General features: G+C 64.1%; 18 protein-coding genes. 6 read left to right on the top strand and 12 right to left on the bottom strand.

What is annotated here, in order from left to right:
* Positions 1 to 12: 12 nt before the first annotated feature.
* Both L0U84_RS27380 and L0U84_RS27375 read right to left on the bottom strand, forming a co-directional pair.
* Positions 13 to 2,634, bottom strand: a complete 2,622-nt coding sequence (locus tag L0U84_RS27380; protein ID WP_233854596.1) for an AAA family ATPase — start codon at positions 2,632 to 2,634, stop codon at positions 13 to 15.
* Entirely contained in the window at positions 2,631 to 3,836 is a 1,206-nt protein-coding gene (locus L0U84_RS27375) for a metallophosphoesterase family protein (RefSeq protein WP_233854594.1), read from the bottom strand. Before L0U84_RS27375 ends, L0U84_RS27380 begins: the two co-directional genes overlap by 4 nt.
* 237 nt (positions 3,837 to 4,073) lie before the next feature.
* On the opposite strand from L0U84_RS27375, the gene L0U84_RS27370 reads away from it, so the two are divergent.
* Positions 4,074 to 5,354: a DUF445 domain-containing protein gene (locus tag L0U84_RS27370; protein ID WP_233854592.1), complete on the top strand. Its 1,281-nt coding sequence runs from the start codon at positions 4,074 to 4,076 to the stop codon at positions 5,352 to 5,354.
* A gap of 234 nt (positions 5,355 to 5,588) precedes the next feature.
* Here L0U84_RS27370 and L0U84_RS27365 read toward each other — a convergent pair whose 3' ends face one another.
* The 3 genes from L0U84_RS27365 to L0U84_RS27355 all read right to left on the bottom strand — a co-directional run bounded on the left by L0U84_RS27365 (position 5,589) and on the right by L0U84_RS27355 (position 10,201).
* Positions 5,589 to 5,879, bottom strand: a complete 291-nt coding sequence (locus tag L0U84_RS27365; protein ID WP_233854590.1) for a hypothetical protein — start codon at positions 5,877 to 5,879, stop codon at positions 5,589 to 5,591.
* 758 nt (positions 5,880 to 6,637) lie between these two features.
* Positions 6,638 to 7,627, bottom strand: a complete 990-nt coding sequence (locus tag L0U84_RS27360) for a formylglycine-generating enzyme family protein (RefSeq protein ID WP_233854588.1) — start codon at positions 7,625 to 7,627, stop codon at positions 6,638 to 6,640.
* Between the two features lie 66 nt (positions 7,628 to 7,693).
* Positions 7,694 to 10,201 carry an arylsulfatase gene (locus L0U84_RS27355; protein ID WP_233854586.1) on the bottom strand — a complete coding sequence of 836 codons (2,508 nt, stop codon included), beginning with the start codon at positions 10,199 to 10,201 and terminating at the stop codon, positions 7,694 to 7,696.
* Positions 10,202 to 10,530: 329 nt separating this feature from the next.
* On the opposite strand from L0U84_RS27355, the gene L0U84_RS27350 reads away from it, so the two are divergent.
* The gene (locus L0U84_RS27350; protein ID WP_233854584.1) at positions 10,531 to 12,507 is read left to right on the top strand and encodes an AI-2E family transporter; all 1,977 of its coding nucleotides are present in this window, start codon (positions 10,531 to 10,533) and stop codon (positions 12,505 to 12,507) included.
* Between the two features lie 73 nt (positions 12,508 to 12,580).
* On the opposite strand, the gene L0U84_RS27345 is transcribed toward L0U84_RS27350, so the two are convergent.
* Genes L0U84_RS27345 through L0U84_RS27330 form a run of 4 tightly spaced genes read right to left on the bottom strand, consistent with a single transcriptional unit; the run spans position 12,581 to position 16,841 of the window.
* A complete protein-coding gene (locus L0U84_RS27345; protein WP_233854582.1) occupies positions 12,581 to 13,333 on the bottom strand; it encodes an aspartate/glutamate racemase family protein in 753 nt (250 codons plus the stop codon).
* Positions 13,334 to 13,347: 14 nt separating this feature from the next.
* Positions 13,348 to 14,763 (bottom strand): dihydropyrimidinase, encoded by a 1,416-nt coding sequence (hydA, locus tag L0U84_RS27340; protein ID WP_233854580.1) that lies wholly within the window; start codon positions 14,761 to 14,763, stop codon positions 13,348 to 13,350.
* A 10-nt stretch (positions 14,764 to 14,773) separates the two neighbouring features.
* Positions 14,774 to 15,502, bottom strand: coding sequence for a maleate cis-trans isomerase family protein (locus L0U84_RS27335; protein ID WP_233854578.1), 729 nt, complete (start codon positions 15,500 to 15,502; stop codon positions 14,774 to 14,776).
* Between the two features lie 43 nt (positions 15,503 to 15,545).
* Positions 15,546 to 16,841 (bottom strand): MFS transporter, encoded by a 1,296-nt coding sequence (locus L0U84_RS27330; protein ID WP_233854569.1) that lies wholly within the window; start codon positions 16,839 to 16,841, stop codon positions 15,546 to 15,548.
* Between the two features lie 290 nt (positions 16,842 to 17,131).
* Between L0U84_RS27330 and L0U84_RS27325 the strand changes: the two genes are divergently transcribed.
* Positions 17,132 to 17,773, top strand: a complete 642-nt coding sequence (locus L0U84_RS27325) for a GntR family transcriptional regulator (RefSeq protein WP_233854559.1) — start codon at positions 17,132 to 17,134, stop codon at positions 17,771 to 17,773.
* A gap of 91 nt (positions 17,774 to 17,864) precedes the next feature.
* On the opposite strand, the gene L0U84_RS27320 is transcribed toward L0U84_RS27325, so the two are convergent.
* Both L0U84_RS27320 and L0U84_RS27315 read right to left on the bottom strand, forming a co-directional pair.
* Complete coding sequence (locus tag L0U84_RS27320; RefSeq protein ID WP_233854557.1) at positions 17,865 to 18,575, bottom strand: SDR family NAD(P)-dependent oxidoreductase; 711 nt, start codon at positions 18,573 to 18,575, stop codon at positions 17,865 to 17,867.
* A gap of 105 nt (positions 18,576 to 18,680) precedes the next feature.
* Positions 18,681 to 19,433, bottom strand: a complete 753-nt coding sequence (locus tag L0U84_RS27315; RefSeq protein WP_233854555.1) for an SDR family oxidoreductase — start codon at positions 19,431 to 19,433, stop codon at positions 18,681 to 18,683.
* Between the two features lie 190 nt (positions 19,434 to 19,623).
* On the opposite strand from L0U84_RS27315, the gene pdxR reads away from it, so the two are divergent.
* From pdxR to L0U84_RS27300, 3 genes are all read left to right on the top strand, one after another.
* Complete coding sequence (pdxR, locus tag L0U84_RS27310; RefSeq protein ID WP_233854553.1) at positions 19,624 to 21,141, top strand: MocR-like pyridoxine biosynthesis transcription factor PdxR; 1,518 nt, start codon at positions 19,624 to 19,626, stop codon at positions 21,139 to 21,141.
* A gap of 148 nt (positions 21,142 to 21,289) precedes the next feature.
* Positions 21,290 to 23,026 carry an FAD-dependent oxidoreductase gene (locus L0U84_RS27305; RefSeq protein WP_233854551.1) on the top strand — a complete coding sequence of 579 codons (1,737 nt, stop codon included), beginning with the start codon at positions 21,290 to 21,292 and terminating at the stop codon, positions 23,024 to 23,026.
* A gap of 21 nt (positions 23,027 to 23,047) precedes the next feature.
* Positions 23,048 to 23,233, top strand: coding sequence for a hypothetical protein (locus L0U84_RS27300; protein WP_233854549.1), 186 nt, complete (start codon positions 23,048 to 23,050; stop codon positions 23,231 to 23,233).
* Positions 23,234 to 23,307: 74 nt separating this feature from the next.
* Here L0U84_RS27300 and L0U84_RS27295 read toward each other — a convergent pair whose 3' ends face one another.
* Positions 23,308 to 24,291 carry a 2-dehydropantoate 2-reductase gene (locus L0U84_RS27295; RefSeq protein ID WP_233854547.1) on the bottom strand — a complete coding sequence of 328 codons (984 nt, stop codon included), beginning with the start codon at positions 24,289 to 24,291 and terminating at the stop codon, positions 23,308 to 23,310.
* Positions 24,292 to 24,337: the final 46 nt, after the last annotated feature.

Below are 24,337 nucleotides of genomic sequence, written 5' to 3'. Positions count from 1 at the left end.
AGCGCGCCCCGCTCACGCCACCTTCAGATCCTGCACCGCCCGCTGCCTGACGCCCAGGTCGTCCCACAACTCCGGATGACACGTGAACACCAGGATCTGATGCCGCGTCGCCGCGTCGATCAACACGCGTTTGAGCGCGTCGCGGCGCGCGGCATCGGTATGTACCGCGGCGTCGTCGAGCATCAGCAAAGTCGGCCGGCCTGAAGCCTGCAGCAGATCCGCGTAAGCGAGCCGCGTCAGGATGCCGAGCTGTTCGCGCGTGCCGAAGCTCAGCGCGTCCAGCAGTTCGGTGCGACCGTCGCGATCGAGCATCGCCGGGATCAGATCGTCGCCGAGCGCGAGGCTCGACTGCGGAAAAATCCGTTTCAGGTAGTGGCCGAGCCGCTCGGTCAACGGAGCCCGCAGTTGCGCGAGCACGGCGTCGCGTTCGTCGACGAGCACTTCGTCGAGCAGACTCAGCGCGCTCGCGCGCAGGCTCAGCTCGTCCTTGCGACGCGTGGCCTGCTCGACCTGCGCTTCGAGCGCGGCAAGCCGTTCGCCGAGGCCGGATGCGCCCATCGTTTCGAGCTGGCTGCGAAGCTGCGCGATCCGCAGTTGACGCTCGTGCTGCTCGTTGCGCGCGAGCTCCGCGGATGCACGATAGCGCTTCGCCTCCGCCACGGGATCGTCGAGGCGGGCCGCGTCGAGTTCGCGCTCGCGCTCACCGCGCTGGGTGTTCAGCGCATCGACCTTCACGCGCTGCTCGACGATATGCGCCTGCCACTGCGCGCGGTTGCGCCGAAACGCTTCGTCGTTCAGCTGTGCTTCCTTGCGCTGCAGTTGCGCCGTCAGCGAATCGGCCTTCGCGTCGCCCGTCGATTGCGCGCCCGCCGCCTCCGCAAGCACCTTGCGCGCGGCCTCCAACGCATCGCGCGCGATGTCGGCGTTGCGGCGCGCGTCGTCGAGCGGCGGCGCCGCGGACACGTCGGGCAGACCGGCGAGGCGCTCGCTCGACGACTGCAAGCGCGCCGCCGTCGATGCCAGCGCCGCCCGCAACGCATCGATGCCTTGCGGCGCGTGCACCTTGAGAATCCCCGCGTGGCTCTTCTGTTGCGCGACCAGCGTTTTCCATTGCTCGTGACGCGCCTGCGCATCGCCCACCGACGCAACGCCGAGCGCCCGCAGCAACTGCGCGTGCTGTGCATCGAGCGACGCCAGCTCCGACAACCGCGCGGACAGATCGGATACGCCCGGAATCACGCGCAACTCGCCGAGTTCGCCGAGGCCGATGCGCTTTTCTTCGTCGACGCGCAGCACGCCCGCGCCGCTGATCGTCTGCTCGCCGACGCTCAATTCGCCGTTCAGGCTGTACTCGATGCGCGTCATCGCCGCTTCGGTCCGCGCGCGCAGCACGGTCAATTCGCCGTCGAGCGCGACGAGGCGCTTGAACTGCGCGTCGTCGAGTTCGAGCGCCGCGGCGTCGCGCGCGGCTTGCAGCACCGCCGCGTTCGCTTTGTCCGCCTCGCCGATCGACGCTTCGAGCCGCTGGCTCTCCGCCCGGTAGAAATCGACCTGGCTGCGCAGGTCGGCGGCGGTCACGGCCGCGTTCGCGAGTTCCAGCGCGCGGTTCGCCTCGGCCGCTGCCTGCTCGAACTGCGTCACCCGGCTTTGCGCCTGCGCATGCGCGGTTTGCGCGGCCGCGACTTCGGCGCGCGCCGCATCGAGCTGCTCGCGTTCGCGCGCGATGGCCCCCTCCAGTTCGAGCGCGCCCTGCTCCTGCTGCACCGACAACGCGAGTTGAGCCTCGCCGATCTTCAACGACTGCGCGAGCCCTTCGAGACCGCGTTCGAGTTGCTCGACCGCCGCGGCACGTTGCTGCGCGAGCGCGGCCTTCTGCTCGTGAAGCTCCCACGGACGCCTGCGCTCGGCGTCGTCGAAGGCCTGCTGTTGGGTGGCGAGGCGCGCGATGTTGTCGTCGAACTGCTGGCGCTGCTGTTGCAGTTCGTCGCGGCTCGCGATCAGCGCTGCGAGCTTCTGCTCCGCCTCGGCGAGCGGCCCGGTCGACTTCTGCGTGCGCGCGGTCAGCAGTTGCCGCAGTTCGCGCTGCACGGCCGCGATCAGCGCATCCTCGCCGCCCGCTTCGTGCCCGCCCGACAGTTGCGTGAGCGCGTCGCGCAGATACTGCGCCGCGTGTCCGGTCGAATCGCGCATCTCCTGGGTGCCGCCTTGCTGCACCCACAACAGACCCGGCACGCCGGCGTTCTCGGCTTTCATCGGACCGCGCGCCGCGCGCGCGAAGCCGAGCAGCGCGGCGAGCTTGTCTTCGGCTTCGTCCTCGCTGTACACGGCCTGGCCGATCCTCAGCTCGCAGCGCTGACGCGACACGAACTGCTTCGACAGACGGCACGCGACCCCATCGAGCTCGAAGCTGACCTCGACCGAGGGCTGTCCGCTCGCCAGCCCCCAAGGCAACAGGTCCTTCAGATGCGAGGCCTTGTAGCGTTCGAGGAACACCGTGCGCACCGCTTCGGCGATCGTGCTCTTGCCGGCCTCGTTCGGGCCGACGAACAGGTTGAGACCGGGCTGCAGATCGTCGATCACGAGTTGCCCGCCGAACTGTCTGAATTCCTGAATCGCGATACGTTGCAGCTTCATGCGCAGGCTCCTTCGCGCGGCACTTCAGATTGCTGCCGATCGCGCGGCTGCGCGGGTGGTGCCGCATGTGAATCGCGTTGGCGCTGCTCGCGCTGAAAACGCGCCAGCAGCAGCAACGCCTCCGCCGCGCGCCGCGCCTGTTGCGGATCGGACTGCGCGTCTTCCTGCAAGCCGCGCAAGCGCGCGACCACCTTCGCGAGATAACCGCTTTGCGCGCCGAGTTCGGCGAGATCGTCGGCGGTGGGCAGCACCTGCAGGCTGCTCAGATCGGCGCGCAACGCGCGCACGCGCGCGCGGGCCTCTTCGACGGCGACATGCAACGCCTCGGCATCGGCGAGCGCCGCCGTGCCGTCGACCTCGATGCGCAGCACGTCGTTCGCGCCGAGTTCGGCGAGGCGGGTTTTCAACGCGTCGATGTCGGTCGGCACCGAAATCGTCTCGTCCCAGCGATGCCACCGGTATTGCCCGACTCGCAGCGCGTCGACCCGCGGCGACGCGCCCGGCTCGCTGATGGTGACGTCGAGCACGAAACCCGGCTCGTTTGCGCGGAAGCGGTCCTGCTCATGCGTGCCTGCGTACCACGTGCGCTCGTCGACGCGCAGATGACCGTGCCAGTCGCCGAGCGCCAGATAGTCGAGCCGCGCGCTGGCGGCGCGCGTCGGCGCGATCGGATTCGATGAATCGATGCCCTCTTGCAGAATGCCGCCGACGCTGCCATGCGCGAGCCCCACCCGGTGATAGCCGGGGGGTGTCTCGATGGAATCGAAGCATGCGGTGGTGTCGTCGTAGGTGATGCGCTGCGTGAGCGGCGCGCACAACAGCGCGCAGCGGCACGAGTCGAGCAGCACGACGCCGCTTTCGAGCACGAGGCGCACGTTCGGGGGCACGCAATCGAGCCGCCGCGCGCGAGTCCACACGCTTTCGACCAGCGCCGCGTCGTGGTTGCCCGGCAGCATGATCCACGCTCCGGAGAACGCTTGCAGCGCGGCGAACAAACGCCGGATCACGGTGTCCGACACCGTCTGCAGATCGAACACGTCGCCCGCGACGAGCACCGCGTCGACGTTGCGCGCGGCCGCTTCCTCGGCGATGCGGCGCACCGTGTCGAAGCGCGCCTGGGTGAGATGCGCGGCCTCGTCCGGTTCGAACTGACCGAATTGCGTGCCGATCTGCCAGTCCGCGGTGTGCAGAAACCTGATCACTGTGCCTCCATTGCGATTGCGTTGCGTCGTCTTGCGTTGGGCTCGACGCGAAGTCCAACCGCGAATGTTACCTTGCCGAAGCGTCGGCGCGTATTGCGTCGGCGCGTTGCGTCGGCGCGTATTGCGTCGGCGCGTATCCACGCTGGACGCGCGCGCCGGCCGTACCGCATCATTGCAACCGAACCGGCTGAACCCGGCCGCCTTTCAGCCGCCGCCCGACACGATCGACCGCGCCCGATGGACAAGACCACCGAACTGAAGAAGGCCAAGCGCACGCCCTTGATGCTGCTCGCCGCGGCCGCCTGCGTTTTCGTCGTCACCGCGTTCCTGCCGCGCGGCCTATGGGTCGACGGCATCAAGGCCGTCGCCGAGGCCGCGATGGTCGGCGCGCTCGCCGACTGGTTCGCGGTCGCGGCGCTGTTTCGCCGCGTGCCGATTCCGGTGGTGTCCGCGCACACCGCGATCATCCCGCGCAACAAGCACAAGATCGCCGACAACCTCGCGCACTTCGTGCAGGACAAGTTTCTCGATGTGCCGTCGCTGGTCGGTCTGATCCGCCGGCATGATCCGGCGCAGACCATCACCGCGTGGCTCAGCGAATCGGCCAATACCGCGCGTCTGGGCGACTACGTGGTGCGCCTCACCGGCGGCATCCTCGACGTGGCCGACGACGCGCGCATCCAGACCTTCATCAAGGACGGCTTGCGCGACGTGCTCGCGAAGGTCGATCTGTCGCAATCGCTCGGCGCGATTCTCGACACGCTGACGCGCGACGGCCGGCACCAGGAATTGCTCGACACCGCGATCGATCAGGTGATCGCGGTGCTGCGCGAGGCGCCGGCGCGCGAGTTCATTGCCGCGCGCATCGTCGATTGGGTGAAGAGCGAATACCCGACGATGGAGAAGTTCCTGCCGTCGGCGTGGCTCGGCGACAAGGGTGCCGAAGCGATCGCGAGCGCCGCGAACCGCATGCTCGAACAGATCGCGCAGAACCCCACGCACGAGCTGCGCGACAGGTTCGACGAGGCGGTGCGCAAGCTGATCGTGCGGCTGAAGACCGATCCGGCTTTCCTGCAACAAGGCGAAGTGCTGAAGCGCTATCTGGTCGAAGGCGAGGCTTTCAGCAGCTACGTGAAGGACATGTGGGGGGAGCTGCGCGCGTGGCTCAAGCGCGATTTGCAAAGCACCGATTCGGCACTGCATGCGCGGGTCGCCGCGATGGGCGCGTGGGTCGGCCGCGAACTCGCGCGCGATCCGGCGCTGCGGCAATCGCTGAACGATCATCTCGAGGAAGCGGCGCGCGCGATGGCGCCGGACTTCGCGCAGTTCCTGACGCGCCATATCAGCGATACCGTGAAGAACTGGGATGCTCACGAAATGTCGCGGCAGGTCGAGGAAAATATCGGCAAGGATCTGCAGTACATCCGCATCAATGGGACGATCGTCGGCGGGTTTATCGGCTTGTTGCTATATGTGAGTTCGCAGTTGCTGGAGATGCTGCGGGTGCATGTGGGGTGACGACCTGGCTGTAATACGTTGGGGGATATTCGGCCTTCCGTCGCGCTATGAACGGCCAGTTACACCAGCTTGTTTCGCCGCTGCCGGGAAGCGGTCAGGGAGAACCCAAAGACCGCTTTCCCTCGTGCAGCCGTCCCCCTTTATGTGACACGGCTCACAATGACGACGCCGTACGAGATTGCAGCGCTTGTCGCCGTGCGCTCATTTGCGCCTGATTGCAAACCTTGCCTGCTCTTATTGCCCTGCTGGCGACTTTGCGGACGGAGTGGCCAGTGTGTTGTTAACCCCGAAAGCGGGCATGGGAGTGGGAGACATCGTGCTATTGTTCGCGCCGGTGGGCTGGCTCGAATCCCGCGACCCGGAGCCGCTGTCAGTGTTGGTGACGGTAGGCGTGCCGTAGCCACTCGTTGCAGCGGCCGGCGACTTCGTGGTCGGGGTCGCCAGCGTGTTGTTCTGCGCATGGGCGCCGCCCGACAGCGTGAGTGCGGCGACCGCCGCGATTAATGTGCTGGTTACCTTGTTCATGACCCGTACTCCTTGGTTTGGAATGGTATGTCGACGCAACCGACCCTTTCGCATTTTCCCTGGCGGTCGTTATGCGCATGGCTAGCGGCGTTCAGACTCGAGTGACCATTTGCAGTGCCAGACGTGAAGCAAACCACAGATCACCGCTCAGGGCTTGCAACGAGACACTGACTTCATTCATTGAAATAATCTGCGCCCGCCTAACGCATATCCGGGTGACCGGAACTTCGTTTTAGACCACGATTTCTCGCTATGTCCGAATCAGTTCGAGCGGCGCGCGATCAGGCTTATCAAGCTCAAATTGCATGGTATCGACGTGATGCCGTTCACCGACAGCACGGGATCGAGTCCGTGCCACTTAATAGCAAGTTTAGGAAAGCTGTTTGCTGATAGTTACGCATTATTCGCAATGGTGAATTTCAATTTTCGGGCTAACCGGCCGGCGATCAAATTTGTAAACGAATAACAATTCATTATTACCGCAGACAGCAATGCTTTAGCCAATCCGTCCACCTGGTAATACAACGGTGGGTTTCCTATGCCGTTTTAATCCATTCTCTCTTTGCGCTGAAATCACGAATATGCAAAGCCTCGCAGCCGCCAGGCATGGAAAGTCATGCCGGAGCTTTCATTCAGATGCGACGAACCAGCAGTTGACGCTGCCACGGATAAAGTGCTCTGGCGCACCGCCGACCCGCAGCGGATGATGGCCACGTTTGCGATGTCCGAGGCGTAGCCGATGGCGAAGGACCCGCGCGCTAACCCTCAACCCTGTCAACGCGCACCACGCAGCGAAAACCGATATGGCTCGCCGACGTGTCGATCGCTTCGGCATGCCGTGCCGCTGGGCGGTAGCGACGGCAATAGTTCGGTGCGCAAAGGTGCGAACCGCCTTTCAGCACTCTGCGGGGAATTCGGATCTCGGGCTGGCAAGGGTCATAGCTGCGTTCCTGCGCGCCGCCGCGCGGGTTCTGAGGGACGCAGCACGCCTTGGGAGCGTCGGCCGTGTGGCGGGTCGACCAGAAATCCGCGGTCCATTCCCACACATTGCCGATCATGTCGTAGATGCCGTAACCGTTCGGCGGGAAAGACCTCACCGGCGAAGTGCGCTCGAAGCCGTCCTGCATCAGATTCTGGTGCGGAAAGGCGCCCTGCCATGTATTGGCCATCTGCTTTCCGGCTGGCGTGAACTCGTCGCCCCATGCGTATTCCGTGCCATCGAGGCCGCCACGCGCCGCAAGTTCCCACTCGGCCTCGGTCGGCAATTCCTTGCCAGCCCAGTGCGCATACGCCTCGACGTCGCACCAGGCGATATGCACCACGGGATGGTCGTCCTTTCCGCTTATCGAACTGCGCGGCCCGTAGGGCCTTCGCCAGTCAGCACCGAATTTGAAGCGCCACCATTGCGTCCAATCCTGCAGGTCGACGGGCCCCGTGGGAGGGGAGAAGACGAGCGACCCGGCCTGCAGCATGTGTGGAAGCGCGCCCGGATAGTCCTCCGCCTTCGGCGCGATCTCGGCGAAGGTCACATAGTTCGTGGCCTCGACGAACCTGCGGAACTGGCGGTTCGTCACCGGCGTACGGTCGATCCAGAACCCATCGACTCTGACCCGGTGCACCGGCGCCTCCTCGGGGTAGTGCCGGTCCGAGCCCATGCGAAATTCGCCGCCGGGGACAAAGACCATCTCGGCGAGCGGATCCCGCTGAGCGGATTGGATTCCTTTAGAAGGCTGGCTCTGTGAACTCATGGTATCCGGCTGTCCTGTCCGTCGTCGTGGCGTCCGTGTCGTTCGAACGCTGCGTTTTGAGGATCCCTACTGGACCGACATCATGGCTTTCGCCAAACCGTCGCGTAAACCCTTTTGCTCCTCTTCGCTGAGCTTCTGCGGTTGCAGTACCACGACGAATCGCTTGAGTTCGCCTGTGAACCTGAAAGGCATCTTGTCCGCGTAATCCTCGATCACGGGGGTTCCCGTATCCTCCCCGACGTCGAAGGTCTCATCAAGGGAAAATCTCACCCCCACCGTCCTTGAAATCTTGACTTGTCCAACCGGCTTTTCGTCCACCAGCAGCGTCGCCATGGCTCCTTTTCCGATGCCGCCGCCGTCGTAGTCGAATTTGGTCCGGATGATGTGATGGCCCGGGGCCAGCGGTCGATTGGACGACACCACGAACTTATGTTCCGGCTGGTTCGAGAACGCATAGGCGAATTCAGGCTTGCCATCCTGCATGAGCAGAGCCCAACCGCCGTACCTGCCGCCTATCGTTCCCAGTACCCCGTTGGCACCGCCTTCCGGGACGACCACTTCGGCAGCCACGGTCCAGGACTTGTTCTTGAAGTCCGGAGCCGATCCCTCCGGAATGCGGATCATGCCCGGAAAATAAGTGAACTCGCTACGGCCCCGGGTCAGACTTGGTCGAATCGCAGGATCAGCGCGTGACGCGAAACTCGAGTCGAGCGGATAGACGTTGTACTTTTTGGCCTCCACGTCAAAGGCGGCCTGAAGCTCCTTCAGCTTCTCGGGATACTTGCTGGCAAGATCATTAGCCTGGCTGAAATCCGCGTTGATATTGTAGAGTTCCCACTTGTAATCGTCGGGACTAGGCTCGGCGCCAACCGTCACCCAAGGCAGGCGAAGCGGCGTCGTGCTTGCCATCCAGCCATCCTTGTAGATCGCGCGGTTGCCCACCAGCTCGAAATACTGCACGGGATGCCGGGTCGGCACCTTGGCGGCGTCGAACGTGTACACCAGACTCACGCCTTCGATCGGCTTCTGCTTCACGCCGTCGAGCATGACCGGTGGCGTAATTCTGGCCGCCTCATAGATCGTGGGGGCAATGTCGATCACGTGGCTGAACTGTGAGCGCAGACCGCCCATGTCCTTTATGCGTGCTGGCCACGAGATCACCATGCCGTTGCGAGTGCCGCCGAAGTGGGACGCGACCTGTTTGGTCCATTGCATGGGGGCATCGGTGGCGTGCGCCCAACCGACCGGGTAGTGGTTATAGGTCTTCGGGCCACCGAGTTCGTCGATCATCGAAAGCAGAAACGGGATGCTTTCCGGGACGCTGTTTGCGGCGGTCCCGACCTCATTGGTTGTGCCTTGCAGCGTACCCTCGGCACTCGCTCCGTTGTCGCCCATGATGAAAATGACCAGCGTGTCGTCTTTCTGCCCCGTTTCCTCGACGGCGTCGAGCAAACGGCCAATGTGGTAATCGGCATGCGACAACGCGCCCGCATAGACTTCCATCATCCGCGCGTAGAGACGCTTCTGATCACCCGATAACGTATCCCAGGCAGGTATCTGCTCCGGCCTTCTGGTCAGTTGCGTATCGGGCGGGACAACGCCGAGCTTGATCTGTCGGGCGAGTGTCTCCTCGCGCACCTTGTCCCAGCCCTGATCGAACTGGCCCTTGTATTTTGCGATCCAGTCCTTCGGCGCATGGTGTGGGGCGTGCGCGGTGCCGGTCGCGTAGTAAAGAAGCCAGGGCTTGGTCGGCGCGAGTGCATGTTGCATCCGCATCCATGCAATCGCCTTGTCGGCAAGATCACGATCGAGTATGTAGGTTGGATCGCCGAGATAAGGCTCGATCGGCTTGGTGTTTTCGTACAGCGCCGGATGCCATTGGTCACTGTCGCCACCGATGAATCCATAGAAGTGTTCGAAGCCCAGTCCGTTCGGCCACAGGTCGAATGGGCCAACCTGACTGGACATCCAGTCCGGCACGTTGTGCATCTTGCCGAACCATGAGGTGTTGTACCCGTTCTCCTTGAGAACTTCGCCAATCGAGCCGGCGCTCTTTGGAACAAGCGAATCGTAGCCAGGATAGCCGGTCGCGAATTCGGTAATGACGCCGCTGGCGACTGAATGGTGATTGCGACCGGTGATCAGCGCCGCGCGCGTGGGCGAGCAAAGCGCGGTGGTGTGAAACATGTTGTAGCGCAGGCCGCTGTCCGCAAGCCGCTGGAAATTCGGTGTCTGGATCGGGCCGCCGAAAGTGCTGCTCGCCCCAAAGCCGACATCATCGGTCAGGATCAAAAGAACGTTCGGTGAACCGGCGGGCGCGGCGTATTCCTTAGGAAAGTCGGGTGTCGAATCCTTGGCCAGGCGTTCGATTTTGCCGTGAAAAGCTGGCGCAGGCCTCGGCAAGACGGACCCGTCCTCAGGTGTAGCGGCAGAGGGTGAGACCTCAGCGCCAGCGGATCGCGGCAGCGCCGCTGCCGCGGCGATGAGCGATGCGGATCCGAGCAAGCGGCGACGATTGATCCCGTCGGGTGACAGTTGCGAGTCCGAGTTCCCATCTGACTTGTTCTTGCCCATCATTTTCTCCTTCGATGTGCCACCTGGATGTGACTTCGTGCCACGTGCACGCCAACGCGCCGGGTCGACGACACTCACACTCCTCGAGAACCAAGACCTGGGCTTCTCACTCGCCACGCTTTCCTGTTCAACCTCCGCCGTTCCGTGGATACAGGACACTAATACTATGGAACAATTTCGCCTGACCGGCGGGCAAAATCTGGCGGCTTACCGCGCGTACCACTCGTGAGCCCGCCTCGCACCAAAGCGCCTACAATTCGGGCATATGTCTTGCTGACGACCTATGCTCCGCTCGGTCGTCTACGCGGCCCAACCGGAATTCCGTTCACATGAAAATATCGCTACCGCCGCCGCAAGGACGGCCGAACCGCGTTTACCCGCCGGGCACGCCGGGCTTGCATGGGCTCGTGTCGCTGATCACCGGCGTGGTGGTCGTGTGCGGGCTGTACTTCGGCCGGGAGGTATTGATTCCGATCACGTTGTCGGTGCTGCTGAGCTTCCTGCTCGCGCCGCTCGTGCAGATGCTGCGGCGTCTGCATATGGGCCAGTTGCCGTCGATCTTCATCGCGGTGCTGTTCGCGCTCGCCTCGCTGCTCGCGGTCGGCGCTCTGATCGGCGCGCAGCTCGTGCAGCTTGCGGGCGCCCTGCCGCAGTACCAGGAAGCGATCGAGCAGAAGATCGAAACGGTGCAGGAAAAGACCGTCGGGCGCGCCGATTCGCTGATGAGCAGTGCCGCCAGCGCGCTGCAGCGCATGGCGCCGTCGCCCCGTCCTGCCCCGCCCCGCCCGACTGGCCGCGCGGCGCGCAACGCGCCGCAGGTGCCGCAACAGGTCGAGGTGCACGAGCCCGCGCCGACGCCGGTGCAACTCGCGCAGCGCGCGCTGACGCCGGCCATCGCGCCGATCGAGACGACCTTCATCGTGCTCGTCGTGACCATCTTCATCCTGTTGCAGCGCGAGGATTTACGCGACCGGCTGATCAGCCTGTTCGGTTCGCGCGACCTGCACCGCACGACCACCGCGATCAACGACGCCGCGGGACGCCTGTCACGCTATTTCGTCGCGCAGCTGGGCGTGAATCTGAGCGCGGGCGGCATCATCGCGATCGGGCTGGCGATCATCGGCGTGCCGGGGGCGCTGCTGTTCGGCGTGATCGCCGCGCTGTTGCGCTTCGTGCCGTACATCGGCATCTGGATCGCGGCGATCCTCGCGGTGTTTCTCGCGGCCGCGATCCAGCCGCAATGGACGATGGCGGTGCTCACGCTGATTCTGTTCATCGTCGTCGACGTGGTCGCCGGGCAGATCGCCGAGCCGCTGCTGTACGGCCATCGCTCGGGCCTGTCGCCGCTCGCGGTGGTGGTCGCGGCGATTTTCTGGAGCTGGCTGTGGGGGCCGATCGGCCTCGTGCTGTCGACGCCGCTCACGCTGTGCGTCGTCACGCTCGGGCGCTACGCGGACCGGCTGAACTTCCTGACCGTGCTGCTCGGCGATCAGCCCGCGCTGTCGCCCGCGCAGAACTTCTATCAGCGCCTGCTCGCCGACGATCCGCACGAGGCGATCGTGCAGGCCGAGCGGCTGCTGCGCGAGATGTCGCTGATCGACTATTACGACAAGGTCGCGCTCGAAGGGCTGCGGCTCGCGCGCAACGACGCGCAGCGCGGCGTGCTGATGCCCGACCAGTTGCAGCGGATCAACGACGCGCTCGTCGATATCGTCGAGAACCTCGAAATCGCCGAAGGGCTGCGCGATGCGCTGTCGCCAGTCGAACCGGCGCACGCGGGAAACGCGCTGCTCGCCGCGACGCCGGACCTGGCGCCGCCGGGCGCCGGTGCCACGGAGCGCTATGGCGGCGATCCGCTCACGCGCTCGCAACAGCCGGGTGAAGCGGGCAAGGAGACGGTGTTGTGCGTGCCTGGCCGCGGCGCGTTCGACGAAGTGACCACGGCCATCGCCGTGCAACTGCTGAACCGTCAGGGCTTCGCGCCGCTGATGGCGACGCACTCCGGATATCGCAGCGCGCGCGCCGACGAGCCGAGCTTCAAGGACACGTCGATCATCTGCATCGTGTCGCTCGACGCGCCCGAGTCGCCGCCATATCTGCGCAACATGCTGCGCCGCACGCGCGAATGGCGGCCGCGCGCGACGCTGGTGGTCGGCGTCGGCGACGCGCCGGAGGGCAGCGTCGAACTCGATGCGGGCGGCGAACTGCATGCGTCGCCAACGTTCCGCGCGATGATCGAGGCATGTCACGCGGCGACCAGCGGGCAGGTGATACGACAGCCGTCGCAGGCGGCCGGCGCGGGCTGAGAGATGCGCTGGCTGACGCCGCGCCAAACCGACGGCGACAGTCTGCCCCCGGGACTCACTCCGAAAAGCTGAATCAGCCCGTGCGCCCACTGTTCAGCAATCGCTCGAGCGGTTCGGGCAGGCCCCGATTCGGCTTGACCGGCGGCTGGGCGAAACTGCCCTTGGTCGCCTTTTTCGGCCCCAGGCGGATAAGCCCCTCGAGCTGCGTAATCGCACTCGACACGCCATCGACCACCGGCACCGGCAATTCGTCACGGATCTCACGCGCGAGACCCGCAAGCGGCGCGCCGGCGATGATGATGACGTCGGCGCCGTCGTCGTCGACAACCTGATTGCACAGCGTCTTCAGTCTCGCCGCGTAGTCCTGCTGCACGCTGCCGATATCGCGCAACGGCTCATCGAGTGCGCGGATGCTGGCGAGCCGGCTCGCAAGATGACTGCGTTCGACAGTCTCGCGATACCACGCCTTGATTCGCGGCGAGATCGCGATGATCGAGAAGCGCTGCCCGAGCGTTGCAGCGGTGACGAGTGCGGACTCGGTCAGCCCCACTACCGGCACGTCGATGAGTTCCTTGATGCCTTGCAGGCCCGGGTCGCCGAACGCCGCGACCACGACACCATCGTAGGTGCCATGGCGTTCGGCCGCCACGCACGAGGTCGCGTACCCGCCGACCAGCGCTTCGAACCGGGTCTCGATGTAGGCGACGCCGAACGGCGCGGTCGCCACCTCGATCTCGGTGTCAGGCGAAGCACTGCGTTGCGCCTCGGCCTGAATCAGAGCCGAGACACTCTCGGAGATGTTGGGGTTGATCACCAGGATCTTCATGCTGCTCTCCAATGTCACAGGTCGACGTACTGCGGCTTGCCAGCGGCGAGAAAGCGGCCCCGGCCCGCCTCCGGATCAAGGTAGCGGCCACTCTCTACCAGCAGTTCGCCACGTGACAGACAATGCTTTGGCCACCCCTGCACGGTGCGGCCCTCGTATGGCGTGTAGTCGACGTTGTGATGCAGCGCGTCGTTCGCGATGATGATCTGCCTGTGTGGGTCCCAAAGCACGATGTCGGCGTCGGCGCCGACCGCGATCGTTCCCTTGCGCGGATAGAGGCCGTACAGCTTCGCGGGATTCAATGACGTCAGTTCGACGAACTTGTGCAGCGATAGCTTGCCGCGGTTCACACCATCGAACAGAAGCGCCAACCGGGTTTCGATGCCGGGGATGCCGTTCGGGATGTGCTCGAACGACACCTCATTGCCGCCAGGCTTTTTGCCCTGCGGATCGTCGTATGAAAACGGCGCGTGGTCGGACGAGAAAACGCTGAACACGCCACGCTTTAGTGCGCTCCACACAGCCTTCTGGCTGGACGCGTCGCGTGGCGGCGGACTGCAAACGCACTTGGCGCCGTGATATTCGTCCTCATGGCCAAGATCTTCGGCCGTCAGGTAAAGATATTGCGGGCAGGTTTCGGCGTAGATATTGAGGCCGCGCTGCTGCGCCCATTCGATCTGCTCGATCGCGTCCTCACCCGACACATGCACGATCAGGATCGGCACGTCGACCAGTTCGGAAAACGCAATCGCCCGATGCGTCGCTTCCCGCTCGACCACCGCCGGGCGAGAGAGCGCGTGGTACTTTGGCGCGTGCTTACCGGTTTCGGTGAGCCTGTCGGTCAGCCACGCGATGCAGTCCGAATTCTCGGCATGCACCATGACCAGCGCCTCGTTGCGGCGCGCAACATCCATCACTTCGAGGATCTCGCGGTCGCTGAGCTTGAGATCGTCGTAGGTCATATAGATCTTGAACGACGTATAGCCGGCGGCGATCAGTTCAGGAAGTTCGCGTTCCAGCACCTCGGGCGTCGGATCGGAGACGATCAGGTGGAATGCGTAGTCGGTTACCGCGCGGCCTTCGGCGCGGCTATGGTAGTCGGCCACCGCGGCCTTCAGCGACTGCCCCTTTGCCTGCGCGGCGAACGGGATCACGGTCGTGGTCCCGCCGCACACGGCGGCACGGGTGCCGCTGTTGAAGTCATCGGCCATCTTCAGCCCGTCCGGCATCGGTTGGTCGAGATGGCAATGGGCGTCGATACCGCCAGGCAGCGCCAACAGGCCGGTGGCGTCGATCTCGCGCCTGCCTGCGTCGAGATCGCGGCCCAGCGCGACGACGATGCCGTCCTTCACGCCAATATCGCAATTGAAGCGCTCGGACGCGGTGACCACGTCAGCGTTACGGATTACCAGGTCGTACAGGGTTGTCATGACAGTCCTCTCACGCGACTTCGGAGAACAGGCGGCCCCAGCCCGCAAGCCGGGTCGTATCGTAGCCAGCGAGCTTCAACGACTTCCACACCACGGTGGAGATCGTGTCGTAGAGCGGCACACCATGATGCCGCTCCACTTCCGAGGCCAGATGGGCGGCGTGCAGGTTGGTGCAGAAGGTGACGATCGCCTCCGGTCGGTGCTCGGCGACTTCGCGGATCTGTGCGCGCAGCGTCTCTTCGGTCACTTCGGAAAACTGATAGTTCACCTTCAGGCCGAGGTGGTTTTCGGAAGAGCAGTCGATGCCGTTGTCGCGGTAATTGGCGACGATCTTCTGCTGAACATCCTTCAGGTACGGGCTGACCAGACCGAATTTCTTCACGCCAGTCTTGTCCAGAATCTCGTTGAGCGCCAGCACCGACGTGGTTGCGCGGATGCCGGTCGCATCCTCGATTTCGCGGCACAGGCGGCGGTCGGTTTCGAAGCCGAGCCAGCCGGATGAAGTGCCGTTCCATGCGATCACGTCGACCTTGGCGTCGGCCAGCAGCCTGGCGGCTTGAATGATGTTGGTTGTGTCGAACTGCCCGAGCGCCTGGTCGGACAGCGAGATTTCGGTGACCCTGAAGCGGGAAAAATGGGCACTAACACCGGGCAACTGGGCCACCATCGCGCTCGTGATCGGTTCGAGCGCGGTGTTGGACGACGGTGTAAGCATGCCGAGCATGACGCGTTTGCTCATGATGAAGTCAGCAATCAAGTGTTAAGGGTGAAGAAAGTCCGGCTTAGACGGGCAATTTGCGTTCGTAGTCGATCAGCGTCGAACAGACGAGAAGTCCTACGCCTGCGGCGGCGAAAAACATCAGGGCCAGAAAATAGGAACCGGTGGTCTGCACGATCAGGCCGACGATGATCGGCACGAGAACGCCGCCGATATTGCCGCCCAGGTTCATGAAACCGCCCAGAAAGCCGACCTTGTTGCGGGTCCCGAGGATGGAAGGCAGGACCCAGAACAGACCGCACCAGCGCAGGAAGAACAGCGTGGAGGCCAGCAGCACCACCACCGTCGCCGGGTTCCCGACATAGGCGACCGAGAAGATCGACACGGTTGCCGCCACGGCGGCGATTCCGAACAGCGTGCGCATCACGCGGTTGGGAGAACCGCCCGCGGCCTTCCACTTGTCCGCGATCCATCCGCCGATCAGTTCACCCACGAAGCCGCTGAAGAAGATCGCGAAACTGGCGCCGCCCATCTGCTGGATGTTGAAGCCGTGAACCTTGTTCAGATAGTTCGGCATCCAGGTGAGCAAGCCGTAAAACAGCGAGTTGAAGCACATCCAGCCAAAGAACATGCCCCACACCGAGCGATACCGGAAAAAATCCAGGCTGCGGCCGCTGGCATGAACCGGCTCGCCAAGGTGTTCTTCCTGCAGGGACGCTTCGAGATAGTCTGCTTCGGCCTGATTCACGGCCGGATGCTCACTCGGATTGTTGCGGATGTAGTACCAGGCAAACAGGCCTGCAAGCATGGTTCCGATACCGGCCACCACGAACGAGGTGCGCCACGATCCGAATTCGGTGATCAACCCGGAGATGATCACCGCACCGAGTGCCGCCCCCAGCGGCGCGCCACCGTCGAGCAGCGTCGCGCCGCGGCCGCGTTCGTGACGCGTCATCCACATTGCGTTGAGCTTGCCGCCGGCCGGGTATATCGGTGCTTCGGCGGCGCCCAGACCCAGACGGGTGAAAATCAGCGCGGTCGCGCTCGTGCAGACGGCGGCAATGCCCTGGAAGAAACCCCAGAACAACGTCGCGCACGCGATCACGATGCGCGGCTTGAACCGATCAGCCAGCATGCCCCCCGGGATCTGCATGAGTGCGTAGGTCCAGAAGAACGAGCTGAGGATCAGTCCCTGCACGGCCGGGGCGATATGAAATTCCTTGGCGATAAGGGGCATCGCGACGGACAGCGAGGCCCGGTCCACGTAGTTGATCGAAATCAGCATCAACATGATGAGAAAGATCTTCCAGCGTACGCCGGTCCTGACCTCGGCCTGCACGGCCGCATTTACGGTTTGCATCTGTGTCTCCTCCGTTCGCCTGATCATGGCTGTCGGGTTTCATGTTCGCGTCCGGGACCGCTCCCGGACCGGTGCGCTGCATGCGCCAGCGCAGTATATGATGCCTAATTATGAATTACAAGCGTTGTATTTCATTGATTTTATTGAGTGTTTTATTTTTTGTGGATAGCGGGTCGAACCTGTAAGACAATTAAGCAACGACGGAAGATGCAATAACGGAAACAGGCGACATGGACCTCAAGTCACTACCGGCAGATACACGCAAGCGCGTCAGCCTGCGCGGCACGGGTATGTACGCGGCGATCGCGGAGCAATTGCGCGAGATGATTCTCGAAGGTGAATTGCCACCCGGCGGCCGTATCGACGAGAAAGCGCTGTGCGAGCGCTTTGACATCTCCCGAACGCCTTTGCGCGAGGCGCTCAAAACGCTGGTGACCGAGGGTTATGTGACCCACCGGCAGCACATGGGCTTTCAGGTCGCGCCGATCAACAAGGACGAGATCGCCGCCATCTTTGAAGTGCTGCATGGACTGGAGGAAACGGCCGGACGACTCGCTGCGCAGCGTATCGACGACAAGCAGATGAAGGTGCTGATGGAGCGCCATCGCACCATGGAGACATATCACCGCGACGGCAAGCGCACGGCCTACTACCGCGCCAACCAGAAAGTGCATCAGCACATCGTCGACGTCGCCGGCAATCCGGTGCTATCGGACATGTATGCATCGTTGATGAGCAAGATTCACCGCGCGAGAGGGGCGGCTAATGCTGATGTGCTGCGCTGGGCCGAATCCCTCGGCGAACACAGTGAAATACTGGACGCGCTATCCAGACGCGATGGAGCATGCCTCGCCCGGTTACTGCGCGAACATTCGGAACACACCGCCGCGGAAGTGATGAAAGTGCTCGAGACCACAAATGGGAACGAGTAGCGAAGGTCTGTGAAAGGACGCTCGGCGATACCGGATCATGTGTTCGCTATCGGAATAACAAAGGGCACCGCCTTACGGTGCCCGCGCAAGACTAGCGACCAGCGCTCTGACCGCCGTCGACGTGCAGAATTTCTCCCGTGATGAACGGCGCGGAATCAAGGAAAAGAATCGCGTCGGCGATATCGCTCATCTCGCCCATGCGCCCCAGCGGATGAAACGCGCCCAACGTCTCATGTGTTTGCGGCGCGTGCATCGGCGACTTGATGATCCCCGGCGCGACGGCATTCACGCGAATACCCTTCCTCGCATACTCGATTGCCAGCGACTTGGTGGCAGCGTTCAGACCGCCCTTCGTCAGGGCTGCCAGTGTCGAATACACACCGCTGATCGCCGCATCGACGGTGCTGGACGTCACGCTAACCACGTGGCCGCTCGAATGCTTTTCCATTTCGGCGATGGCGAGTTGGGTGATGTGGTAGAAGCCCGCCATGTTCACGTTCATCACCGCGGCGAAGTCTTCGGCAGTGTGTTCGGTGAAAGGCTTCCCGATGTAAATGCCGGCGTTGTTGACCAGCGTGTCGATCCGGCCGAATCGTGCGACGCCCTCGGAAATGACGCGCTGAGCAGTTGCCGGGTCACCAATATCTCCCGCGACGCTCAGAATGTTAGGGTCGTCCGACGGCTTGATCGAGCGTGCCGTCGCGACGATGCGATAGTCGAGCCTGCGAAATGCCTTGACGACTTCGGCGCCTATGCCTTGCGAGGCGCCGGTCACGACGACGACTTTCTGTGATGTGCTCATGCTTTGCCCAAAAGATTATTCGCTCGGCTTCGACGCCTACCGGGTCGATCGCCGCTATCAAATGAGACGCGGACCTGCCGATTCAGGGTTCGCAAAGACCTGAAATCACGCTTTCTTGTTTTGCGCCAGCCACTGGTCGAGGCTCACTCGGCCAATCCGCGCGTCGCCGAGCGGTACGAGCGACTGTTCCTCGACGCGACCGCCGTAGTAGCGCGCATCCTGATCCGTCACCACCGGGCGCGGGTCGCCGACAGACTTCAAATAACGTCCGACGATTGTGGCGAACGGTTCACGGTCCGGGCCCGCGATATCGACGGTGCCGTTCAGCGGCGCGGCGAGAGCGACCTGCGCGAGGCTCGCTGCGACGTCATCCGCGGCGATCGGCTGGAACAGTCCGTCCCCGACGCGCACCGTCCCGCCTTCCGTGCCGTAATCGGCAATAGCGCCGATGAATTCCATGAACTGGGTCGCGCGCACGATCGTGTAGGGCACGCCCGCCGCTTCAACCGCCTCTTCCTGCGCGACCTTGGCAACGAAATACGCGTTGTCCGGACTGCGCTCGCAGCCGACGATGGAAAGCGCGACGTGATGGCGTACCCCGGCAGCCACTTCGGCTTTGCCGAGGTTGCGCGTCGAGGTGCGGAAAAAGTCGAGCACAGCCTGAGGCTCCCACGAGGGCGCGTTCGCCACATCGACTACGACGTCCGCACCCGCTAGCGCATTGCTCAGGCCTTCGCCTGTCACGGCGTTCACACCGGTTCGCGGTGACGCGGCAAATGCGTCATGACCAGCCTTGCCAAGCAGTGTGACGACGCGCGAGCCGATCAGGCCGGAACCACCGATTACGACGATCTTCATGGCACATTCTCCAGATGAGAGTCAGATAGCACGAGTACGCGGCAGGCGACCGTTGCATCGCGGGGAAGCACTCGCGGCCGTCGCATCGTGTGAGGCTATTGTGGGAAGATCATGAACTATCGAAAAGTGCCAAGAATTGTCGATTCGACCAGGACATGCTGATTCCGGTCGACTTGCAGGCCAGACCGTCATGACCATGCCGTCCACCGAATTCACCGTCGATATCGATCGGCAACTGCAGTTGCCGATCTACCTGCAGATCTGTGCGCGCTTCAGAACCGCGATTACCGCGGGGCATCTGCGTCCCGGCGATCGCGTGCCCGCGCTGCGCAGCCTCGCCACGCAACTGAACACGGCGCGCGGCACGATCGAACTGGCGTATACGATCCTCGTCGACGAAGGCTATCTCCAGATGCGCGGTGCGGCCGGCACGTTCGTGTCGCCCTCGTTGCCAGCTTCGGTGACGCGCACGCGGACGCAAGGCGCAAAGGGCTCGACCGGCACGCAAAGCGCTAATGCGGCTGCCCCGCCTCAGAAGCCAGGCCAGTCGGACGGCGCTCCGCGCCAGCTTGCCATTGCCGCCGCCATGAGCGGCGAGCCCCGGCCGTTGCAGCCCGGGCTGCCCGCGCTCGACGCGTTTCCGGTCAAGGTCTGGAATCGTCTCGTTTCACATCGCGCGCGCAGCGGCGAGCGGGCGATGCTCGCGTACCCGGATCCTGCCGGCTACCGGCCGCTGCGCGAACACATCGCAACGTATCTTGGGCTGTCGCGCGGGGTGACCTGCCTGCCGGACCAGGTGTTCGTGACCAGCGGCTACCGTGCGACGCTCGAGCTCGTGTTGCGCAGTCTCGCCCGCCCGAACGACAGCGTGTGGTACGAAGATCCGGGCTATCTGCTCGCGCGCGGTTTTCTCGCCGAAACCGGCGTGCAGCTCGTCGCGGTGCCGGTGGACGAAGCAGGCATCGACGTCGAACGCGGCACCCAGCTGGATGCGCAGGCGCGCTTCGCGCTGGTCACGCCGTCGCACCAGAGCCCGCTCGGCCACACGTTGTCGCTGCCCCGACGCATGGCGCTGCTGGACTGGGCAGAGCAAGCGTCCAGCTGGATCATCGAAGACGATTACGACAGCGAGTTCCGCTATCTGGGCCGGCCATTGCCGGCATTGAAGAGCCTCGACCGCCACGATCACGTGATCTACTGCGGCACCTTCAGCAAGGTGATGTTTCCCGGCTTGCGGCTCGCGTATGCGGTGGTGCCGGAGCGCGCTGTCGAGCGCGTCGGGCGGGTGGCGCGCAGCATGAATGCCGGATCGTCGACGCTGTTGCAGGCCGCTTTGGCCGACTTCATCGAGCTGGGGCATTTTGCGCGACATCTGAAGCGCATGCGTGCGTTGTACGGCGAGCGGCGCGTGCTGGTGGTGCGCGCGCTGGAGCAGGTGTTCGGCGAACGGCTCAGCGTCGAGTTGCCACCTGGGGGAATCCAGTTCGCGGCACGCTTCGCCGAGGGCCCTGATGGCCCGGTCGACGACGTCGCGGTTGCCGCGCGCGCCCGCGACGCGGGGCTCGCCGTGCTGCCGCTTTCGATCTGGTACGCGAATGGCCGCACGCGTCTCACGCCGCGTGGCCTCGTGATGGGCTTCGCGAACGTCACCGATGCACGCGAAGCCGGCCGTCTCGCGCGGATCTTGCGCGCGTGTCTGGACGACTAACGAGGGGGCGAAAGTCCACTTCTCCACTGCCTGATCATAAAAAGCGAGCTTGCGAAGGGTCGGAGAAGCGTCGTACCCAAAATGAGGACAGTCGCGCACGAACGCTGACGCATACTGCGCCGATAACGCAAGCAAACTGGAGACACGCATGACCCGCCCGTTCAAGCCCTATCCGTTCGCGCCGCGCCGTTATCCGGCCGCGGTGCCGCTGCTGGTCGACGGACGCGAGCCGCAAACGCGCGCCGTCGCGATCGTCGGCGGCGGTCCGGTCGGCATGACGCTCGCACTCGCGCTCGCGCGCCAGGGCGTGCGCTCGGTGCTGATCGAAGCCGACGACAGCGTCTGCACCGGCAGCCGCGCGATCTGCATCTCGCGACGCAGCCTCGAAATCTTCAAGCGGCTCGGCGTGGTCGAAGGATTTCTGAAAAAGGGGCTGGCGTGGACCGGCGGGCGCAGCTTCTATCGCGACACCGAGGTGTTTCGCTTCGCGATGCATCAGGACGACGAGCAGTCGCTGCCGCCGATGATCAATATCGCGCAGTATCAGATCGAGCAGTTGCTGCTCGACGAGATCGAACGGCACGCCGATCTGATCGACGTGCGTTGGCAAACGCGGGTGACGGGCCTCGAACAACGGCCGCAAGGCGGCGCGAGCTTGACGCTGCGCAGCGCCGATCCGGCCGATCCGCAAGGCTCCAGCTGGCGGATGGACGCCGCATGGGTCGTCGCCTGCGACGGCGGCCGCAGCACGATCCGCGACCTGCTCGGGCTGAAGCTCACCGGCACGACCTACGAAGGGCGCTACGTGATCGTCGATATCGAACTCGACACCTCGCGCGCGACCGAACGGCTCGCCTATTTCGATCCGCCGTCGAATCCGGGCTCGACGGTGCTCGTGCACAAGCAGCCCGACAACGTGTGGCGCATCGACTACCAGTTGCGCGACGACGAAGACCCCGACGCCGCCGTGTTACCCGAGAACGTGATACCGCGCGTGCAAAGCCTGCTCGACTCGATGGGCGAAACCGGCGCGTGGTCGCCGATCTGGATCACGATCTACAAGGCCAACGCGTTGACGCTCGAACGCTATCGGCACGGCAGCGTGCTGTTCGCGGGCGACGCCGCGCATCTGGTGCCGATCTTCGGCGTGCGCGGCGCGAACTCCGGCATCGACGATGCCGACAATCTCGGCTGGAAGCTCGGCTGCGTGATCAATGGCAGCGCGTCGCCCGCGCTACTCGATAGCTATAGCGACGAACGTGTGTACGCGGCGCGCGAGAATCTTAGCTACGGGATGAAAAGCACCGAATTCATGGCGCCGCCGACCTTCGCGTTCGATCTGATGCGCACGGCCGTGCTCGGACTCGCCGAGCGGCACGCGGCGGTGCGGCCGCTGATCAATCCGCGCCAGACGCATGCGATCGCGTATCGGCAATCGCCGCTGAACTTCACGGGCGACGCAGCCGATGCGTTCGATCGCGGCCCCGCGCCGGGCACTGTGTTACCCGAGTGCAGGCTGCTTGAACAATCGCAAGATGGCGCACGGATCGGCATTCATCTAACCGACCTGCTCGGACCGTGCTTCACGGCGCTGCGCTTCGACGTAGAGCACACGAACGACGGCGACCCGTGGCAACCACTGCAAAGCACGCTAGCCGACCAGGGCATTCCGTTCAACCTGATCGATATCGCCAAAGCCGAAGCGCAATCGGCAAACGTCCCTCGAACCATCGACCCGACCGGCCGCCTGCACGACATGCTCGACGCACGACCGGGCACCGTCTATCTGATCCGCCCCGACGGCCACGTGCTCGCGCGCTGGCGCAACGGCAGCGCGGCGGCCGTGCGGCACGCGCTCGATGCCACGCTGACACAGCAGAACTAACGCACAAGGACCTTCGACATCATGACCGATAGCGATCTCGACCTCGTCTATACGACGCTGTGCAACACGCTGAGCCACGAAGGCGAAGCGCAGGCGTCGCTGTATCTGGCGCGCCTCGCGCTGTTGTGCCTGACCGAACTCGACGACTCGCGGCGCGCGTTGTCGCTGATCGAAGCGGCGAAGCTGCCGGATGCCGCCACGGCCTAGCGCGGGCAAAAAAAAACCGCGCGGTCGACGCGCGGCATTTCTTCGGTCCTCGAACCGAGGGGTGTGCGACAAGCTCACTGCTTCGGATACAGGCCCAACGTACTCGCATGCAGCCGCGCGAGACCGAGCAACGCATCCGTGTAAGGCGTCGGCACGCGCGTCAGTTGCCCGAGTTCGCGCACCGCGCCGACCAGCGCATCGAGTTCGACCGCCTTGCCGGCCTGCACGTCCTGCAGCATCGAGGTTTTCATCGCGCCGAGCTTCAGTGTGACCGCATGACGGTCCTCGGGCGCCTGGTCGATCGGGATGCCGAAGCGCGCGCCGATTTCCTTCGCCTCCAGCATGATGTGCGTGACGAAGCCGCGCACGAGTTCGTCGCCGAGAATCCGGTCCGTCGTGGCGCCGGTGATCGCGCTGACCGGATTCATCGTCATGTTGCCCCATAGCTTGAACCAGACGTCGCGCTGGATCTGCGCCGAGGCCGTCGTATGGAAGCCCGCCGCCTGCAGCAGCGCGGCGAGCAGTTCGACACGCTCGCTCGGCTTGCCCGACGCCTCGCCGACGATCAGCCCGTTGCCCTGGTGATGCCGGATCACGCCGGGCGCGTCGATCAGGCAACTGGCATGCACGACGCAGCCGACGGTCTGCGCGACCGGGATCGCGGCGGCAATGGCGCCATCGGGATCGATCGACTTCAGCCGCTGGCCGGCGAGTTCGCCGCCGAGGCCGTCGCAGAACCACCACGGCACGCCGTTCATCGCCGTCAGCACGATCGTCTCGGGGCCGAGCAGCGGCTTGACATGCGCGGCCACCGCCGCCATCGCCGGGCCCTTCACCGCGATCACGACGAGCTCCTGCACGCCGAGATCGGCCGGCTTGTCGCTCGCCTTCACCTGTTCGGCGTAGATCACGCCGCCTTCGATCAGCCGCAGACCATGCTGGCGCACCGCGTCGAGCGTCGCGCCGCGCGCGACCACGCTGACCTGGTGCCCCGCCTGCGCGAGCTTCACTCCCATCCAGCCGCCGATCGAGCCGGCGCCGTAGATCGCTACTTTCATCGCCTGAATCCTTGCTTGTTGCTGTGTTTATTGCAGCGTTGATTGT

This window comes from Paraburkholderia sp. HD33-4, assembly GCF_021390635.1.
In the GTDB taxonomy this organism is placed as follows: domain Bacteria; phylum Pseudomonadota; class Gammaproteobacteria; order Burkholderiales; family Burkholderiaceae; genus Paraburkholderia.
The sequence above is the reverse complement of the archived record's forward strand: the minus strand, read 5'-3'. Positions and strand labels throughout refer to the sequence as shown.

Excerpts from the sequence above, each read along its gene's own strand:
- L0U84_RS27380 (WP_233854596.1), bottom strand. The coding sequence starts at position 2,634 with ATGAAGCTGCAACGTATCGCGATTCAGGAATTCAGACAGTTCGGCGGG.
- L0U84_RS27335 (WP_233854578.1), bottom strand. The coding sequence starts at position 15,502 with ATGAGCAAACGCGTCATGCTCGGCATGCTTACACCGTCGTCCAACACC.
- L0U84_RS27365 (WP_233854590.1), bottom strand. The coding sequence starts at position 5,879 with ATGAACAAGGTAACCAGCACATTAATCGCGGCGGTCGCCGCACTCACG.
- L0U84_RS27355 (WP_233854586.1), bottom strand. The coding sequence starts at position 10,201 with ATGGGCAAGAACAAGTCAGATGGGAACTCGGACTCGCAACTGTCACCC.
- L0U84_RS27330 (WP_233854569.1), bottom strand. The coding sequence starts at position 16,841 with ATGCAAACCGTAAATGCGGCCGTGCAGGCCGAGGTCAGGACCGGCGTA.
- L0U84_RS27320 (WP_233854557.1), bottom strand. The coding sequence starts at position 18,575 with ATGAGCACATCACAGAAAGTCGTCGTCGTGACCGGCGCCTCGCAAGGC.
- L0U84_RS27345 (WP_233854582.1), bottom strand. The coding sequence starts at position 13,333 with ATGAAGATCCTGGTGATCAACCCCAACATCTCCGAGAGTGTCTCGGCT.
- L0U84_RS27315 (WP_233854555.1), bottom strand. The coding sequence starts at position 19,433 with ATGAAGATCGTCGTAATCGGTGGTTCCGGCCTGATCGGCTCGCGCGTC.
- L0U84_RS27325 (WP_233854559.1), top strand. The coding sequence starts at position 17,132 with ATGTACGCGGCGATCGCGGAGCAATTGCGCGAGATGATTCTCGAAGGT.
- hydA (WP_233854580.1), bottom strand. The coding sequence starts at position 14,763 with ATGACAACCCTGTACGACCTGGTAATCCGTAACGCTGACGTGGTCACC.
- L0U84_RS27350 (WP_233854584.1), top strand. The coding sequence starts at position 10,531 with ATGAAAATATCGCTACCGCCGCCGCAAGGACGGCCGAACCGCGTTTAC.
- L0U84_RS27300 (WP_233854549.1), top strand. The coding sequence starts at position 23,048 with ATGACCGATAGCGATCTCGACCTCGTCTATACGACGCTGTGCAACACG.
- L0U84_RS27305 (WP_233854551.1), top strand. The coding sequence starts at position 21,290 with ATGACCCGCCCGTTCAAGCCCTATCCGTTCGCGCCGCGCCGTTATCCG.
- L0U84_RS27360 (WP_233854588.1), bottom strand. The coding sequence starts at position 7,627 with ATGAGTTCACAGAGCCAGCCTTCTAAAGGAATCCAATCCGCTCAGCGG.
- pdxR (WP_233854553.1), top strand. The coding sequence starts at position 19,624 with ATGACCATGCCGTCCACCGAATTCACCGTCGATATCGATCGGCAACTG.
- L0U84_RS27295 (WP_233854547.1), bottom strand. The coding sequence starts at position 24,291 with ATGAAAGTAGCGATCTACGGCGCCGGCTCGATCGGCGGCTGGATGGGA.
- L0U84_RS27370 (WP_233854592.1), top strand. The coding sequence starts at position 4,074 with ATGGACAAGACCACCGAACTGAAGAAGGCCAAGCGCACGCCCTTGATG.